Source organism: Microbacterium sp. ZW T2_14 (genome assembly GCF_044987405.1).
In the GTDB taxonomy this organism is placed as follows: domain Bacteria; phylum Actinomycetota; class Actinomycetes; order Actinomycetales; family Microbacteriaceae; genus Microbacterium.
Genome location: NZ_JBJDRK010000033.1, coordinates 1 through 18,167, shown reverse-complemented (window position 1 = coordinate 18,167; position 18,167 = coordinate 1). Strand labels below are relative to the sequence as shown.

At 70.9% G+C, this 18,167-nt stretch carries 12 protein-coding genes; 10 read left to right on the top strand and 2 right to left on the bottom strand.

Translation table 11 applies throughout. The features are described from left to right. Positions 1-4 precede the first annotated feature (4 nt). From ACI3KY_RS12285 to ACI3KY_RS12240, 10 genes are all read left to right on the top strand, one after another. Positions 5-1,003 carry a carbohydrate ABC transporter permease gene (locus ACI3KY_RS12285; RefSeq protein ID WP_404930453.1) on the top strand — a complete coding sequence of 333 codons (999 nt, stop codon included), beginning with the start codon at positions 5-7 and terminating at the stop codon, positions 1,001-1,003. Continuing rightward, positions 1,000-1,926 (top strand): carbohydrate ABC transporter permease, encoded by a 927-nt coding sequence (locus ACI3KY_RS12280; RefSeq protein WP_404930452.1) that lies wholly within the window; start codon positions 1,000-1,002, stop codon positions 1,924-1,926. The genes ACI3KY_RS12285 and ACI3KY_RS12280 overlap by 4 nt, the downstream gene beginning before the upstream one ends. Positions 1,927-1,999: 73 nt before the next feature. Continuing rightward, a complete protein-coding gene (locus ACI3KY_RS12275; RefSeq protein WP_404930451.1) occupies positions 2,000-2,647 on the top strand; it encodes a hypothetical protein in 648 nt (215 codons plus the stop codon). A gap of 58 nt (positions 2,648-2,705) precedes the next feature. Then, on the top strand, positions 2,706-4,838 hold the full coding sequence (locus ACI3KY_RS12270; RefSeq protein WP_404930450.1) for a beta-galactosidase: 2,133 nt from the start codon (positions 2,706-2,708) through the stop codon (positions 4,836-4,838). 33 nt (positions 4,839-4,871) lie between these two features. Next, a complete protein-coding gene (locus tag ACI3KY_RS12265; RefSeq protein WP_404930449.1) occupies positions 4,872-6,155 on the top strand; it encodes an ABC transporter substrate-binding protein in 1,284 nt (427 codons plus the stop codon). A gap of 195 nt (positions 6,156-6,350) precedes the next feature. Then, positions 6,351-8,648, top strand: a complete 2,298-nt coding sequence (locus ACI3KY_RS12260) for a beta-galactosidase (RefSeq protein ID WP_404930448.1) — start codon at positions 6,351-6,353, stop codon at positions 8,646-8,648. A gap of 97 nt (positions 8,649-8,745) precedes the next feature. Beyond that, complete coding sequence (locus ACI3KY_RS12255) at positions 8,746-9,948, top strand: Gfo/Idh/MocA family protein (protein WP_404930447.1); 1,203 nt, start codon at positions 8,746-8,748, stop codon at positions 9,946-9,948. Positions 9,949-9,960: 12 nt separating this feature from the next. Beyond that, positions 9,961-11,178: a dihydrodipicolinate synthase family protein gene (locus tag ACI3KY_RS12250; RefSeq protein ID WP_404930446.1), complete on the top strand. Its 1,218-nt coding sequence runs from the start codon at positions 9,961-9,963 to the stop codon at positions 11,176-11,178. A 55-nt stretch (positions 11,179-11,233) separates the two neighbouring features. Beyond that, complete coding sequence (locus ACI3KY_RS12245; RefSeq protein WP_404930445.1) at positions 11,234-12,115, top strand: sugar phosphate isomerase/epimerase family protein; 882 nt, start codon at positions 11,234-11,236, stop codon at positions 12,113-12,115. Positions 12,116-12,125: 10 nt separating this feature from the next. Further along, entirely contained in the window at positions 12,126-13,319 is a 1,194-nt protein-coding gene (locus ACI3KY_RS12240) for a dienelactone hydrolase family protein (RefSeq protein WP_404930444.1), read from the top strand. Here ACI3KY_RS12240 and ACI3KY_RS12235 read toward each other — a convergent pair. Both ACI3KY_RS12235 and ACI3KY_RS12230 read right to left on the bottom strand, forming a co-directional pair. Then, positions 13,285-16,335 carry an alpha-mannosidase gene (locus tag ACI3KY_RS12235; RefSeq protein ID WP_404930443.1) on the bottom strand — a complete coding sequence of 1,017 codons (3,051 nt, stop codon included), beginning with the start codon at positions 16,333-16,335 and terminating at the stop codon, positions 13,285-13,287. The genes ACI3KY_RS12240 and ACI3KY_RS12235 overlap by 35 nt on opposite strands. After that, the coding region (locus ACI3KY_RS12230) for a glycoside hydrolase family 3 protein (protein WP_404930442.1) at positions 16,332-18,167 on the bottom strand (1,836 nt) is incomplete at its 5' end. The genes ACI3KY_RS12230 and ACI3KY_RS12235, both read right to left, overlap by 4 nt.

Genomic DNA, 18,167 nt, shown 5'->3' with positions numbered 1-18,167 from the left:
TCCCGTGAGTACCACTGCTACCCGTGTGATCGTCACCGGTGAGAAGTCGTCGCGTCGATCGTTGATGCGACGAGGCCGACCCGAAGGCCCGCTGGCGCGTCCCGGTGCACGCGGCCGCGTGGTGCGCGAGACGCTGGCGGGCTACGGCTTCCTGATCCCGTGGCTGATCGGCTTCTTCGGGCTGACGCTGATCCCGATGGCGTACTCGCTGTACCTGTCCTTCACGAGCTACAACATCTTCTCGCCGCCGAAGTGGATCGGCCTGGACAACTACATCCGGATGTTCACGAACGACCCGGCGTTCATCCAGTCCGCGCAGATCACCCTGGTATACGTCATCGTCGGCACGCCGATCACCCTGGCCGCCGCGCTGGGAGTGGCGATGCTCCTGAACTACCGCGATCGCGGTGCGGCCTTCTTCCGCTCCTCGTTCTATGCGCCCTCCCTGATCGGCGGATCCGTCAGCGTGGCGATCGTGTGGCGGGCGATGTTCGCCAGTGACGGCCCGGTCGACTCCGGCCTCTCGTTCTTCGGCATCGATCTGGGCGGCTGGGTGGGCAACCCGGCGCTGGTGCTGCCGATGATGATCCTTCTGCACGTCTGGCAGTTCGGCGCGACGATGGTGATCTTCCTCGCCGGTCTCAAGCAGATCCCCAAGGAGCTGTACGAGGCCGCCGAGATGGACGGCGCCGGGGCCTGGCACCGGTTCCGCGCTGTCACGCTGCCGATGCTCAGCCCGGTCATCTTCTTCAACCTGCTGCTCGGTCTGATCGGCGCGTTCCAGGTGTTCGCGTCCGCCTACATCATCAGCAACGGCACCGGCGGCCCCGCGGGCATGACGAACTTCGTGACCGTGTACATGTACAAGCGCGGCTTCAGCGACGGGCAGATGGGCTACGCCGCCGCCATCGCGTGGGTGCTGCTGATCGTCGTCGCCGTCATCGCCCTGATCCTGTTCCGCACCCAGCGCAGCTGGGTCCACTACTCGGGAGACAACCGATGAGCTCCACCAGCTTCGGCGAACCCGCCATCGAGACCCTCGAGCACCAGCTCGACCCCATTCCGACCACTTCGCGCCGGCGGGTGAAGCGCAAGACGTGGCAGACGGTGATCTGGTTCGTCGTGCTCATCGCCTTCACCGCGATCGTGCTCTATCCGCTGCTGTGGCTCTTCTTGTCGACCTTCAAACCCAACAGCGAATTCGGTCAGAACCCCGGGCTGATCCCCGAGAACCCCACGTTCGCGAACTACCTCAAGGTCGCCGACGGCATCGCCGGCGTGCCGATGTGGCGGTTCTTCCTGAACAGCTTCATCATCGCGGCCTCCTCGGTGGCCGGGGTGCTGATCTCGTCGTCGCTGGCGGCCTACGCCTTCGCCCGCATCCAGTTCAAGGGCCTCGGCATCCTGTTCGCCGCGATGATCGGCACGCTGCTGCTGCCGTTCCACGTCGTGATCATCCCGCAGTACATCCTCTTCAACAACCTCGGCTGGGTGGATACGTTCATCCCGCTGATCCTGCCCAAGTTCCTGGCCACGGAGGCGTTCTTCGTCTTCCTGCTCGTGCAGTTCATCCGGCAGATGCCGCGCGACATGGACGAAGCCGCCCGCATCGACGGCGCCGGACACATCCGCATCTTCTGGTCGATCATGCTCCCGCTCATCAAGCCGGCGCTCATCACGTGCTCGATCTTCGCGTTCATCTGGGCGTGGAACGACTTCCTCGGACCGCTCCTCTACCTGACGAGCCCCGACAACTACCCGCTGCCGATCGCCCTGCGCCTCTACAACGACGCGTCCTCCGGCGGTGCGGACTACGGCGCGACCGTCACGGCCAGCTTCGTCGCGCTGCTCCCCGTCCTGCTGTTCTTCCTCGTCTTCCAGCGCTTCCTCGTGGACGGCGTCGCCACGCAGGGCCTCAAGGGCTGAGCCGCCGCGCTCCGGCACGCCAGCCGACAGACCACCAACGCCAACCGACAGACGAGAAGGGATGCCGCCGCACATGAGCCGCAGAGAACTCCGCGCCGCACGTCGCGCGGACGCGTCCGGGAGCGGACCCACGCTCGAGGAGCGCGACCCCGCCCGCTATCCGGGCGCCAAGGGCGCCTTCGCACTGTTCGGCGAGGTGCTGCTGACCGGGCTGCTCGTCACCGCCGCCGGCATCCTCGTCGTCACTCTCCCCGCGGCACTGGCCGCCGGCATCCGTCATCTCCGCCGCTATGTCGACGCCGAGCAGTCCCATGCGAAGACGTTCTGGCGGGACTGGTGGACGGCTCTGCCCGGCGGCCTCGTCGTCGGCGTCGCGAGCGTCGCGCTCGCCATCCTGCTGCTGCTCGACATCGACCTGGCCAACTCGGGCGCGCTGCCCGGCGGGCCGATGGTTGCCGTGATCGGCTGGGCCGGCCTGCTCACCGCAGCCGTCGCACTGCTGCTCGCCTGTGGCGCGTGGACGCCGGAGCGCGGCTGGCGCGCTGCGGTCCGCGGCATCCCGTCGTCCCTCACGTCCGACCCGATCGGGGCGGTGTACCTCGCCGCGGCGGCCGTGCTGGTCGTCGTCGTGACGTGGATGCTGACACCGCTGATCATCGCGGGGCTCGGCTGCGCGGCCTTCGCCGTCATGGCGATCCCGGCACGCCGCGGCCGGCGCTGACCCGCACCCCATAGACCACACGCTCACCTGCCACCGACGACAGAACCAGGAGCTCGACGTGCTGTACGGCGCCGACTACAACCCCGACCAGTGGCCCGAAGAGGTATGGGACGACGACGTGCGCCTCATGCAGGAGGCCGGTGTCAACATCGTCAGCCTCGGCATCTTCGCGTGGTCTCGCATCCAGCCCGCCGAGGACGTGTGGGACTTCGCCTGGCTCGACACCGTGATCGAGAAGCTGCACGCGGGCGGCATCGCCGTGAACCTGGCGACCGCCACGGCGTCTCCCCCGCCGTGGGTGAGCGCCCGCTACCCCGAGACCCTTCCGGCCGATGAGTCGGGTGCGTCGTACTGGCCGGGGAGCCGCCAGCACTTCGCCCCGTCGTCGCCGACGTACCGGCGCCTGGCCGGCGAGCTCGTGCGACGCCTCGGCGAGCGCTACGCCCACCACCCGGCCGTCGTCATGTGGCACGTGGGCAACGAGTTCGGCTGCCACCTGTGGATGGACTTCTCGGATGCCGCGCGCGACGCGTACCGCGACTGGCTCGAGAAGCGGTACACCACCGTCACCGCCCTGAACGACGCGTGGGGCACCAGCTTCTGGTCGCAGCGCTACGGCGAGTTCGACGAGATCTTCCCGCCGCGGCTCGCCCCCTACAGCCACAACCCGTCGTCGATGCTCGACTGGCGGCGCTTCACGAGCGACATGCTGCTCGAGTGCTACCTCATGGAGCGGGAGATCCTGCTCGAGGCCGGTGCCACGCAGCCGATCACGACGAACTTCATGGGACCCTTCAAGCCCGCGGACTACCGCCGGTGGGCGCCGTTCATGGACGTCATCGCCGACGACTGCTACCCCGATCCGGCGAACCCGCACCGGGTGCGCGACGCGGCGTTCCAGCGCGATCTGATCCGCTCGCTCAAGCCCGGCGTGCCGTGGCTGCTCTGGGAGCAGGCGACGGATGCCGTCAACTGGCGTCCCGCGAATCCCGGCAAGCTGCCCGGCGCGCTGGTGGCCGAGACCGCGCAGTCCATCGCACGCGGCGCCGACGGCATCATGTTCTTCCAGTGGCGGCAGTCCCGCGCGGGCAGCGAGAAGTTCCACTCGGCGATGCTGCCGCACGCCGGCACCGCGACCCGCACGTGGGACGCGGTGACCGAGCTCGGTGCCCGCCTCGCGGCGCTTCCGCAGCTGCCGGCGCCGGGCCGCGACGCCCAGGTCGCCCTCGTCTTCGACTGGGAGAACTGGTGGGCCGTCGAGGAGCGCGACCATCCGACCGAGGTGGACTACCTCGCCCTCGTGCTCGAGTGGTACGGCGCGTTCCACGCCCGCAACATCCAGGTCGACATCGTCGGGCCCGAAGAGGTCGATGACACGTATCGCCTGGTGGTCGCCCCCGCCCTCTATCTCCTCCGCGACGACGGCGCCGCGGCGCTCGCCCGCTTCGTCCATGACGGCGGCACGCTGCTCACCGGGCCCTTCAGCGACATCGTCGACGAGCACGACCACTTCCGCCAGGGCGGGTTCCTGACGCAGCTCGGCCCCGTGCTGGGCCTGCGGTTCGAGGACTTCGGCGCGCTCGCGGGCGCGTCGGAAGGCGCCGCGGGTGTGGGTGCGCTCAGCGCCGACGCCGTGCTGGCCGCGCGCCGGGCCGCGGCCGAGGGCACGGTGACGTTCAGCCTCGACGGCGCCGTGTACCGGAGCCGGCTGGTGGCCGAGCACGTGCACGCGACCGATGCCGACGTCGTCGCCGCCTTCGACTCGGGCCCGCACGCCGGATCCCCCGCCCTCACCCGTCACCGCCACGGCTCGGGCGAGGCCTGGTACGTCGCGAGCGTGCCGGTGAGCGGCGGGCCTGCAATCGGCAGCGCCGGTGATGCACTCGGCGCGGTCGTCGCGACGGTGGTCGCGGCATCCGGTGTCCGTCCCATCGTCGAGGGGCTGCCCGCCGGCGTCGAGGCAGCGCGCCGCGGCGACCTCGTCACCCTCATCAACCACGGCGACACTCGGGTCGAGATCGCGATCGACGGAACGGATGCCGAAACCGGCGCCGCCGTCGACCGCGTGGTGCTCGAGACCCAGGGGGTCGCGTTCGTCACGGCACCCGTCGCCGCGTCGCCCGCCGCTGCCCCGGCCCCTGCGTCGGTCTCGGCCGCGACGCTGTCCGCAGCCACCGTGCCCCTCCCCTGACCCGCACCCATCCCGACAAGACTGGAGCCTCACATGCCCGCACCCCGCACCCTGTTCGCGGCAGCCGCCCTGACCGCGAGCGCCGCGCTCGTCCTCGCCGGCTGCTCCGGCAGTGCGCCCGACGAGGCCGCGTCCTTCGACCCCGACGAGAAGGTCACGCTCGACTTCGCGTTCTGGGGCAACGACGACCGCGCCACCCGCTACAACGACCTGATCGCCGCGTTCAACGAGGAGTACCCGAACATCACGGTCAACGCCTCGTTCACCGACTTCCCCAGCTTCTGGGAGAAGCGGCAGACCGAGGCGGCGAGCGGCGGGCTCCCCGACGTGTTCCAGTTCTCCGACAGCTACCTGCGCCAGTACGGCGAGTCCGGCAACCTGCTCGACCTCGCGGAGGTGTCGGACTACATCGACACCACGACGTTCGACGAGTCGCTCCTCGGCACGGGCGCGCTCGACGGCGTGCAGTACTCGCTTCCCACCGGCTACAGCCTGTGGGCGAACTTCGTCAACGACGATCTGCTCGCCCAGACCGGCGTCGAGGCGCCCGAGGCGGGCACGAGCTTCGCCGACTTCGACGACTGGATGGCCGACGTCACCGACGCGACCGGCGGTGCGGTCTACGGCGGGACGGACTACACCCAGCGCATCCAGGTGTTCGAGATGGTGCTCCGTGCGAACGGCGGCAACCTGTACACCGACGACGGCGAGCTCGGCTTCACCGAGGACGAGCTGCGCGACTTCTGGGAGTCCGGCGACGAGATCCGCGACGGCGTCACGGTCCCGCAGCAGAAGCTCGAGGAGCTCTCGCCGAAGTCCGGCTTCGCCGCCGCCGCGACCGCCAGCGAGATGAGCTGGAGCAACTTCCTCGGCGGGTACCTCGCCGACTCGGGCGCCTCGTCGATCTCGATCGTCGCGCCGCCCACGGCGAAGGAGGGCTCGAAGGACCTCTACCGTCAGGCCGGCCTGCAGGTCGCGATCGCGAAGAACACCGAGCACCCCGAAGCGGCTGCCCTGTTCCTCGACTTCGTCGTGAACAGCCCCGAAGCCGGCGAGATCTTCGGCACGACGCTCGGCTTCCCGGCGTCGTCGTCCAAGCTCGAGGGCGCGGCGCTCGAAGGCCCCGACAAGCAGGTCGCCGACTACATCGAGTCCGCAGCCGACCGCATCGGCGACGCCCCGCCCGTGCCGGTCGTCGGCTACGGCTCGCTCGAGCAGACCTTCTGGGACCTCGGCAAGTCGATCGGCCTGGGCGCCCTGTCGGTCGACGACGCCGTCTCGCAGTTCTTCGCCGAGGCCGACGCCATCCTCGGCTGAGCAGCCCTGATCGCTCCGCAGTCGCATTCCGCCGTCCCACCTAGGGAGACAACGGCAGATTGCGACTGCGGAGCACAGCCTGGTTGCGTGACCACCGCGACGAGCGGAGGAGATGTGACGAGCGGAGGACCTTTCTTCGCGAAAACCTCCTCCGCTCCTCGCATCTCCTCCCCTGATCCCCGATTGGAACCCCGGATGCTGCGAGTCGACGCGACCCGACCCGGGCGCGCAGAGCGCCGGCCGGCCATGGCGAACTCCGAGGACTCCCGGCCGGGGCTGGCCCTCAGCAACCGCGCGCTGATGCGGGACGGACGGCCGTGGCTGCCGGTGTCGGGCGAGCTGCACTACACGCGCGTTCCCCGCGAGCGCTGGACCCAGCGGCTTCGGCTCATGCGCGCCGGCGGCGTCTCGGTCGTGTCGACGTACGTGCCGTGGCTGCACCACGAGCCGGTGCGCGGCCAGGCCCGCTTCGACGGGCGATTCGACGTCGGCGCGTTCGTGGACGCGGTGCGGGCCGAAGGGCTCGAGGTCGTGCTGCGCATCGGTCCGTGGGTGCACGGCGAGATGCGCAACGGTGGCTTCCCGGACTGGGTGCAGGACGCGCCCGTGCAGCACCGCACCGACGACCCCGCGTACCTCGACCTCGTGCGCGAGTGGTTCGGGCGGCTCGCTGCCGCCCTCGACGGGCGCTGCCGACCCGATACGGTGCTCGCGATCCAGCTCGAGAACGAGCTGTACGACCAGCCGGGCCACCTCGTGACGCTCAAGGGCCTCGCCCGTGAGGCGGGAATGTCGGCACCGCTCTGGACCGCGACAGCCTGGGGAGGAGCCGATCTACCCGACCAGGAGGTGCTGCCGCTGTGGGGCGGCTACGGCGACGGATTCTGGGTCGACCCCGCCGAGCCCTGGGATCCGACCTTCCGCGCGCACTTCTTCTTCTCCGACACGTGGGACGATCCCGGGATCGGCGCCGATGTGCGCGGCACCGACGACGCGGCGACCAGCCGTGCCGAGCTGTCGCCGTGGTTCCCGCCCGCGACCTGCGAGCTGGGCGGCGGCATGGCGACGGCCTACCACCGTCGTCCCCGCCCCGACGCTCTCGACATCGCCGCTGTCGCCCACGCCAAGCTGGGCAGCGGGTCGGCGTGGCAGGGCTTCTACATGTACGCCGGCGGCACCAACCCCGGCCCTGGTCTCGAGGAGACGCAGGCGACCGGCTACCCGAACGACATGACGCGCCTGAGCTACGACTTCCACGCACCGATCGGCGAGTCCGGCCGGGCAGCCCCGAGCCACGCGGCGCTGCGCCTGCAGCACGCCTTCATCGAAGCGTTCGGCGAGCGCATGGCGCCGATGCCGTCGCACTTGCCCGAGCAGCGTCCGACGGGAGTCGAGGATGCCGCGACCCTGCGATGGGCCGTGCGCGCCGACGACGGCGCGGGCTTCGTCTTCATCGGGCGGCATCAGCCGCACGCGCCGCTGCCGGCGTACCGCGGCGCGCAGTTCCGCGTCGAGACCGCCCGCGGCGCCGTCACGCTGCCTCACACACCCCTCGCCATCCCGCCCGGCACCCTCGCCCGCTGGCCGCTCGGTCTCGAGGTGGCTGGTGTCACGATCGACGCGGCGACCGCGTCGGCGCTCACCGTGCTGCCCGGGGCTGCGGCATCCGCTGCACCTCCCACGCTCGTGCTGGTGGAGGACGCCGGCATCCCGGTCGAGATCGTGCACGACGGCCTCGCCCACCGCGTCACGCCCGGACCGTCGCCGCTGCGCATCGAGGAGTCGCACGGCGCGGCGCTCGACGTGCTCGTCGTTCCGGCGACCGAAGCCGCGCGGCTCTGGGTGGTCGATGCGGCAGCCGGACAGCGCCGGCTGTTCCTCAGTCGGGACGAGGTGACGTGGGATGCCGCGGGCCGCGTCTCGGTGCGCGCCGGCGGGGCGGCACCCGAGGTGCGGGAGTACGCCGGCGGCGCCTGGCGCGAGCTCGTGTGGCAGCACGTCAGCGGCGTCGCTCGCGCGGCGCGTGCGGTGACCGGGCAGCGGGGGGATGCGGCATCCGTCGACGTCTCACTCGTGCGAGCGGCGTCGACGCCGTCCGGACACTACGGGTCGCGCGACGGCCGGCCCGCCGCTCCCGATGACGCCGTATTCGAGGCGCATGCGGCGGTGTACCGCATCGACGTTCCCGGGTGGGTGGACGAGGACACGGTGCTGCGGGCGGCGTGGGCAGGCGACGTCGCGCAGCTGCGCGTGGACGGGGTGACGGCGACCGACAGGTTCTGGGACGGCTCCGACCTCTACGTGAACCTGCGCGACGTCGGCGTCTCGGCGTCGTCCCACGTGGAGCTGCATGTGCTGCCGCTCCGGCGCGACAGCCGCGTGCACCTTCCCGCCGACGCCGCTGCGCGGCTGGCCGCCGCGACCGACCAGCTGTGTGCTCTCGACGCCGTCGAGATCGGCCAGCGCGCGCTCTGGCACGAGGTGCTTGCATGACGCTTCCTCCCGTGTCAGACTATTGGAAAGCGTTTACCCAGTTCGCGTTCCGCGACCGGGAACCACACAGGCCTTCAGAGAAGAAAGCAGGACCCCCATGACCGACACGACACTCGCTCCCGCCCCGGCCGAGGCATCCGCCCGTCCGCAGGTGCGCGAGATCGGCATCATCATGAACGGCGTGTCCGGCCGCATGGGGTACCGCCAGCACCTGGTGCGCTCGATCCTCGCGATCCGCGATCAGGGCGGCATCGAGCTCGCCGACGGCACGAAGGTGACCGTCAAGCCGCTGCTCGTCGGCCGCAGCGAGGCCAAGCTCGCCGACCTCGCCGCGCAGCACGGCATCGAGGACTACACGACCGACCTCGACGCAGCCCTCGCCGACCCGCGCTGGGAGATCTACGCCGACTTCCTCGTCACGAAGGCGCGCGCCTCGGCTCTGCGCAAGGCGATCGCCGCCGGCAAGACCATCTACACCGAGAAGCCGACGGCCGAGACGGTCGAGGAGGCGCTCGAGCTCGCCAAGCTCGCGCAGGAGGCCGGCGTGAAGACCGGCGTCGTGCACGACAAGCTCTACCTGCCTGGGTTGCAGAAGCTCAAGCGGCTCATCGACTCCGGCTTCTTCGGCCGCATCCTGTCGGTGCGCGGCGAGTTCGGCTACTGGGTGTTCGAGGGCGACTGGCAGCCCGCGCAGCGGCCCAGCTGGAACTACCGCGCCGAGGACGGCGGCGGCATCATCGTCGACATGTTCCCGCACTGGAACTACGTGCTCGAGAACCTGTTCGGCGACGTCAAGACCGTCTACGCGCAGGCCGCCGTGCACATCCAGGACCGCTGGGACGAGAACGGCGAGCACTACACGGCCACCGCCGAAGACGCCGCCTACGGCATCTTCGAGCTCGAGGGGGACATCGTCGCGCAGATCAATTCGTCGTGGACCGTGCGCGTGAACCGCGACGAGCTCGTCGAGTTCCACGTCGACGGCACCCACGGCTCGGCCGTCGTGGGCCTGTTCGGCGCGAAGATCCAGCACCGCAACGCGACGCCGAAGCCGGTCTGGAACCCCGACCTCGCCGACGACCACGACTACGACGCCGACTGGGCCGAGGTGCCCACCAACGACGTGTTCCAGAACGGCTTCCGCCAGCAGTGGGAGGAGTTCCTCGAGTCGTACGTGCTGGGCACCGAGTACCAGTTCGACCTGCTCTCGGGCGCCCGCGGCGTGCTGCTCGCCGAGGCCGGTCTGCAGTCGAGCCGCGAGGGCCGCAAGGTCGAGCTGCCCGCACTGTCGCTCGACTGATCGGGAGCACGGATGCCGAAGCTCACCCTTCTCTCCGCCGCCGGGGCGCTCTCGGCGGTCCGGCTGAACGAGTCCCCGGGCTACGCCAAGCCCGCAGGACCGCTCCGCAGCCGGGTCGCCTACGCCGCCGCGCACGTCGTGCCGCAGACCTGGGCCGACAACACCCCGGGCCGACCGGCTGAGGTCGACTGGGACGCCACGCTCGACTTCCGCCGCGCCGTGTACTCGTGGGGACTCGGCGTCGCCGACGCCATGGACACGGCCCAGCGCAACATGGGTCTCGACGCGGCCGCGACGCGCGAGCTCATCGCCCGCTCGGCGCAGGTCGCCCGCGAAGAGGGCGGGTCGGTCGTCGTCGGCGTCAACACCGACCACGTCGAGGCGGAGCGCATCTCGGTCGACGAGGTCATCGACGCCTACAAGGAGCAGCTGCACTTCACCGAGGAGCAGGGGGCGGGGCCGGTGCTCATGGCATCGCGGCATCTCGCCCGCGCCGCGGAGTCGGCCGACGACTACCGCCGGGTCTACCGCGAGGTGCTCGCCTCCGCCACGACCCCGGTCGTGCTGCACTGGCTCGGCACCGCTTTCGACCCGTCGCTCGAGGGCTACTTCGGCTCGCCCGACTGGCGCGAGGCCTCGGCGGTGCTCCTCGAGATCATCGAGGAGAACGTCGACAAGGTCGCGGGCGTCAAGATGAGCCTGCTGGATGCCGCGTCGGAGGTCTCGGTGCGCGAGCGCCTTCCTGAGGGCGTGCGCATGTTCACCGGCGACGACTTCAACTACGTCGGGCTGATCGGCGGCGCCGACGTTCCCGACGCGACGCAGCCGGAGCGCGACCCGAACAGCTCGCGCCAGCACTCCGACGCGCTGCTCGGCGCCTTCGCCGCGATCACGCCGGTCGCCTCGGCCGCCATCCAGGCGCTCGACGCCGGCGACCCGGCACGGTACCTCGAGATCCTCGGCCCGACCGAGGAGCTCAGCCGCCAGGTCTTCGCCGCGCCGACGTTCTACTACAAGACCGGTGTCGCCTTCCTGTCGTGGCTCAACGGGCACCAGTCCGCGTTCCAGATGGTCGGCGGCCTGCATTCGGCCCGGAGCCTCCCGCACCTCTCGCGCATCGTCGAGCTCGCGAACGCGTCCCTCGCGCTCGAGCAGCCCGAGCTCGCCGCGATCCGCTGGCACGGGATGCTCCGCCACAACGGCATCGACGTACCCGGGGTGATCGCATGACCGCCGCCGAGGCATCCGTGTCGCGGAATCTGGACCTGGAAGAAGGGACCGCACGGTGACCGCTGTCGACCCCCGCCTGTCGATCAACCAGGCGACCATCAAGTACGCCGACCTCGCGACCGCGCTGCGGGTGACCGCCGAGGCGGGCGTCGAGGCCATCGGCCTGTGGCGCGAGCCGGTGCAGGAGGTCGGCCTCGCCACTGCGGCGTCCATGCTCACCGACTCGGGCCTGCGCTTCACCACGCACTGCCGCTCGGGTTTCTTCACGATGCCCGAGGGGCCGGCCCGCCGGGCATCGATCGACGACAACCGCATCGCGATCGAGGAGGCCGCGACGCTCGCCGCCGCCGGCGCCCAGGGCTCGACTGCGATCCTCGTGCTCGTCGCCGGGGGCCTCCCCGAAGGGTCGCGCGACCTGGTGGGCGCCCGCGAGCGGGTGCGCGATGCGATCGGCGAGCTGGTTCCCGATGCCGCGGCCGCCGGTGTGACGCTCGCCATCGAGCCGCTGCACCCGATGTACGCGTCCGACCGCTGCGTGGTCTCGACGCTCGGGCAGGCTCTCGACATCGCCGCCGACTTCGACCCGGCCGTCGTCGGCGCCACCGTCGACACGTTCCACATCTGGTGGGACCCCGACGTGCTGTCCTCCATCGCGCGCGCCGGTCGTGAGGGCCGCATCGCCACGTACCAGGTGTGCGACTGGAAGACCCCGCTGCCGGCCGACGTGCTGCTGAGCCGCCACTACCCCGGCGACGGCGTCATCGACCTCGCCTCGCTCACCGCCGCGGTGGAGGCCACGGGGTACGACCGCGACATCGAGGTCGAGATCTTCAACGAGGAGATCTGGGCCACCGACCCGCTCCTCGCCGTGCAGCGCACGGCCGCCGGGTTCGCGGCATCCGTCTCGCCGCACCTCCGCGCGCGCGTCGCGAGCTGAACGCGCCGCGATGAGCACCGGAGCGCTCGCGGGGTACGCCGACTGGCCGGCGTACCTGGCGAGCGCTCCGCCGCTCGTGCCGCGTGATCGCGACGGGCGAGCGGTCGCGGCCGCGAGTGACGCGACCCTGTCACCGGATGCCGGCGGCGACGCCGACCGCCATGCCCTGGTCGCGGTGCTGGGCGTCCGCGCCGCGACCGCCGTCGACGTGCGCATCGAGCGTGAGTGGGTCGTCGACGGTGTGCAGGGTCGCGAGCTGACGTGGTCTCTCGGCTTCGGTCCACGCACACGGGCCTACCTGCTGGAGCCCGCCGAGCGCGCCGCCGGCGCCGGCGATCTTCCCGGGGTGCTCGCGCTGCACGCCCACGGCGGCGTCCGGTCGACCGGCGCCGAGCAGCTCGTCGACGCGGGACGCGCGCCTCATCCGTCGGCGGCCCGCCTCCGCGCCCGCTGCTACGGCGGTCGGACGCCTGCGAACGATCTTGCCCGCGACGGCTTCGTGGTCCTGGTGCCCGATGCGTTCTCGTGGGCCAGTCGCGCCTTCGATCTCTCGGCGCCGCCGGCGGTGCTCGCGCGGCTCGGCGCGGCCCTCGACGCCCTGCACCGCGAGCGCGATGAGACACTTTCGGCCGACGAGCGCTTCGATGAGCTCTCGTCGCTGCACGAGTACGGCATCGCGAAGGCGGCGGGCGCGTTGGGGACCACGTTCGCCGGCGCCGTCGCCACCGACGACCTGGCCGCGCTCGACGTGCTGGCGAACTGGCCGGGCGTCGACGCCGCACGCCTCGGTGCCGTCGGCTTCTCGGGCGGCGGCGGGCGGGCGCTGTTCGCGACCGCGCTCGACGGTCGGGTCGCGGCATCCGTCGTCTCCGGCATGATGGCGACGGCGGCCTCGCTGGTGCCCGACTACCTCGACACCCACTCGTGGCTGCTGCACAGCCCGGGCCTCGCCGCTCGCTTCGACCTTCCCGACGTCGCCGCCCTCGGTCGCCGGCTGCTCGTGCAGTACGGGCGGCACGACGAGCTCTTCCCTCCGCAGGGGATGACGGATGCCGACGCCCGCCTTCGCACGCTGCTCGGTGCCCGCTACACCGGCGCCTGGCACGACGCCGGGCACGAGTTCACCGCCGAGATGCAGGCGGATGCCCGGGCGTTCCTCGCGCAGGCGCTCATCGGATCCGGGCGACCCGATACCGCAGCGTGACGATCTCGAAGGACCGGAGTTCGAGTGCGACGGACGAGGGGTCGGCCTCCTCGCCCTGAGCATCGTGCGGGGTCTCGAGCGGGCGCTCCAGGACGTCGGTGCGCTGGACAGCGGCAACAGGGAACGAAGCGCGGAGCGTCGTTCGCCGTCGACCGCCGGATGCCTCGTAGAGACGCACCACGACGTCCCCGCTGCGATCATCGGCGAGCTTCACCGTCTCGACGAGAACGTGCGGGTCGGTGGAGGTGATGAGCGCCGGGATGGGGCGCGACGACCGCACCGGACGCAGCGGATGGGCGAGACGCAGCGCCTCCTCACGCGCATCGGCGATACTGGCCGCCGGGCGCATCGAGAATCGGACGCGATGCCTCCCGCGGTCGGCATCGGGATCGGGGAAGCGGGGGCCTCGGATGACCGACATCCCGATCGTCGTCCTCGTCCCGCCGTCCGGTCGCGTACACCGCTCCACGGAGTGCCCGTAGGTGGAATCGTTCGCGATGGCGACACCGTAGCCCGCCTCGCCGACGTGGATCCAGCGCTGTCCGGACACCTCGAACCGCGCCGCATCCCACGAGGTGTTCACGTGCGTGGGGCGCGCAAGGTGGCCGAACTGCGTCTCGGTGCGCGTCTCCTCGGCGTGCACGTCCAGCGGGAACATCAGCTTCAGCAGACGCCCATGGTGCTGCCAGTCGACGTCGAGGGTGATGTCGACGGCCGCCCGTCCGGGCATCAGCGTCAGCTCCTGTGTGACGGACGACGAACCGAAACGCCGGACACATCGCACCACGGCCACGCCGTCCTCCACGACGACGCTGAGGTTCTCGAGCTCCGCGAGGTCGACGGCGTGACCGAGGTCATGCCGCTCGATGTCCCAGGCGTCCCACTTTCCGGGCGCGTCCCGGTGCAGCCGGAGCAGTCCGGCCGCCTCGCCGGCCGGGATCGCTTCGCGTCCGTCCGGTCCCTGCAGCGACACCAGCAGTCCGCGCCGGTCGACGGCCGCCCGTACGACGCCGTTCGTGAGCACCCACCCGTCGGCGGTCTCCTCGAACCGTGCCGCCCCTTCCGCCCGAGGTGATGCGGCGACCGCGTGCGGGGGCACTCCGGCCAACCGCACGGCAGCGGCATTCGCGTACAGCAGGGGCTCATCCTGGCCGGCGACGCCGAGAGCATCGAGGCTCGCCACGACGATGCCCTCCAGCTCCCTTCCGATGGCTGCGTGGTCGGCCTCGGCCTCACGATGCACCCACGAGATGGAGCTGCCGGGCAGGATGTCGTGGAACTGCAGCATCAGCACCCGCTTCCAGAGGCGATCGAGCGCGTCGTAGGGATACGCGGCCCCCGAATGAAGGGCGGCGGTGGTCGCCCAGAGCTCCGCCTCGTGCAGCAGCTCCTCGCATCGGCGGTTGCCCTGCTTGGTGCGCAACTGACTGGTCAGCGTGCCGCGGTGGAGCTCGAGGTACATCTCGCCCCGCCAGACCGGGAGCTCGTCTGCCTCCTGGACGGCAGCGGTGTAGAAGTCGCCGGGGCTCCCCAGACGCACCCGGGGCGACCCCTCGAGATTCGCCTGACGGCGGGCAGCGGCGAGCATCTCGCGCGTCGGCCCACCGCCGCCGTCGCCCCAGCCGAACGGTGCGAGCGAGATCGTGCCCGCGTCGTGATCGCGGTACGTGCGCTCGGCGTGTGCCAGTTCCGCCGCGGACAGCTCGGCGTTGTAGGTCTCGATCGGCGGGAAGTGCGCGAAGATCCGCGTGCCGTCGATGCCCTCCCAGGCGAGGGTGTGGTGCGGCATGGCGTTGGTCTGGTTCCACGAGATCTTCTGCGTCATGAACCAGTCGACTCCGGCGAGCTTCATGATCTGCGGGAGCGCTGCCGAGTAGCCGAACGTGTCGGGCAGCCACACCTCACGTGTCTCGACGCCGAACTCCTCGAGGAAGAACCGCTTGCCGTACACGAGCTGGCGTACCGTGGCTTCGCCTCCCGGCATGTTCGTGTCGGGCTCGACCCACTGGCTGCCGACCGGGACGAACTGCCCCGACGCGACCTTCTCGCGAATGCGAGCGAAGAGGTCCGGGTACGACTCCTTGACCCACGCGAGCTGCTGCGCCGAGGAGCACGCGAAGCGGAAATCGGGATGCTCGTCCATCAGCGCGAGGGCGTTAGAGAAGGTCCTGGCGCATTTGCGGACGGTCTCGCGCACCGGCCACAGCCATGCGGTGTCGATGTGGGCGTGACCGGTCGCGAGCACCGTGTGGGCGCTGGACGCGGCCGGTGCCGCCAGGGCCGGCGCGAGGGCGCGGCGCGCAGCGAGCGCGGTCGCGCCCACGTCGTCTGGATCGACCTCGTCCATCATGCGGTCGAGTGCGCTCCACAGCTGGAGCGCGCGCGGTCCATCCGGTGGCAGCTGCGCGGCCAGCCCGCGGACCACCTCGATGTCCTGCAGGAGCTCCCACGCGACGACGTCGACGAGCGCGATCTCCAGCCGCCGCAGCCGGTACAGCGGTTCGAGGCCGGCCGTCGCCCTGTCGCCGAGGGGCGTCGGCCGCCAGTGCGATTCCGGCGGGATGCCCGGATTTCCAGCGAGCTCGAGGAAGTAGTCGATCTCTGCGCCCACGACCGGCAAGTGCGAGTTCCGGGGCGACACAGCCTTCACGACGGTGCCGTCCGGCCGGAAGGCGAGACCTTCCGCCTGGAACCCGGGCATGAGCCCGTCGAAACCCAGGTCGACGACGATCTCGGGGCGATGGCGGGCGTCCACCTGCCATTCCGCCGGCACGGCGCCCCGCACACGCAGCCACAGGGTGCTCCAGGGCCGCCCCCACGGGGCGCCGACCGCGAACGGGGTGTACCGCTGTCGCGCGGCGTCCGCGAACGGGACGGGCTCGCCCGGCACCTCCCACCCGAGAAGCTCGAGCGGCGCCGTCCGCGTGTGGACGGCCGCCGACAACGACTCGCCGACCAGCCGGTCGAGCCGCTCAGCGACGCGCTCCGGCTCCGTCCGCCACCCGCCCCGCCTCATGGCCTGACCGCAGCGGGCACGATGACCCGGTGGCCGAACGCGAACAGCGGGTCCACGGTGTCGTGGGGCACGTCCTCTCGCGATCGACGCACCGCCTCCATCGAGCGCGGAATCTCGAACGGCAGGCTGCCCCGAGGGTGGATGACGCCGGTGAGCGCCGCGACGAACGCCTCGTCGCCGGTGCCGAAGCTCGCCGTGAGCACGGACGCGATCCGGGCCAGAGGCTCAAGGATCGCCGGGCGCTCCAGCGACACATCGATCAGCAGGGGCACCTCGGCGCCGATGGCGGCCAGTCGCGCGACCAGTCCCGGGCGGAACTCCAGCGACCCTTGATGGAACAGCGATTCGAACAGCAGGTCGTCGCGCGGCTCGTATGGGGCCGCGAGGCGGACCACCGCGAGGTCGGCCTCGGCCGGATGATCGACGACGGTTCCGAGCGCGGCGGCCGCCGCGTGCGACAGCCCCTCGACGTAGATGCGCGCGTCCGCCTGGAGCGGCAGCATCCGTCGGTCGTCCTGAAGGACGGCGAGCGATTCGGCCTGTGCGCGGAATCCGAGCGCGCGGAAGCCGGCGTTGCCGACGATCCGCTCGGCCTCGTCTTCGTCGACGAAGGGATCGTCGAAGAGCCCGAGACGGAACTTGAGCTCGAGGATCCGGCGGGCGGACTCGTCGATCCGCGACTCCGGTACGCGACCGTCGCAGACGAGCTCGCACAGGACGTCGACGCATTCCTCGCCGCCGAACTGGTCGCACCCGGCGTCCAGGATGGCCAGCATCCGCTCCGACGGAGTCAGGTGCTCGACGCCCCAAGCCTTGGCCGGAAGCACCTGCCCGTGCGCGACGTTGTCGTTGACCAGCTCCCAGTCCGTCACCACCAGGCCCTCGAAGCCGAGCTGCTCGCGGAGCAGATCGGTGACGATGCGGCGGTTGTACCCGAAGCCCACGGGCGGCACCGCCTCGCCGTCGAGCTCGAGACCGACCGGCATGCCGTAATACGGCATCATCCCCGCGGTGCCGCACGCGACGGCCGCGCGGAAGGGCGCGAGGTGGAGGTCGAACGCGCCGCCGGGATAGACCTGCTCCCTTCCGTAGGGGAAGTGGGCGTCCTCACCGTCCTGCTGCGGGCCCGCTCCGGGGAAGTGCTTGGTCACGCAGGCTACTGACGACGCACCGATCTCGGGCCCCTGGAACCCCTCGATGTAGGCGGTGAGCGCGCGAATGGTCCGTTCCGGGTCCGCGCCGAACGTGTGCAGCTGCCGACCCCAACGCGGCTCGCTGGCGAGATCGACCTGCGGATGCAGCGCCATCCTGATGCCGACCGCGAGGTACTCCTGGCGTGCGATGTCGGCGAATGCCCGGATGTCGTCATCGTCCAGTCCGGCAAGTCCGAGCGGCTCCGGCCACTGGGAGAAGGCGCCGGCGGTGAACGACGTCCCGGCATTCTCGATGAACGCGTGACGCGGGTCGGTGCTGATCGTGACCGGGATGCCGTGGGGTGTCTGCTCCGCGAGCCGCTGCAGCTCGTTCGCCCACCGCGCGGCATCCCGACCCGACCCCAGGGCATGGACGTTGAAGTGGCTGAGGTGCTTCTGCAGTACGACACTGCGCGTCGAGGACTTGCTCAGTGCACCCGGCGCATCCAGGAGCGTCCCGTTCGGTCCGCTCTCGATGACCGTATGGAACATCAGCCCCACCTTCTCCTCGATCGAGAGACGGCCGAGGAGGTCCGCCGTCCGTGCCACCGGATCGAGGCGACGGTCTTCGTACGGATCGAGCACGCCGTTCCCGTTGAGGTCTCGCCAGGAGAACGCCGCCGGGGCGGGGTTGTGGGC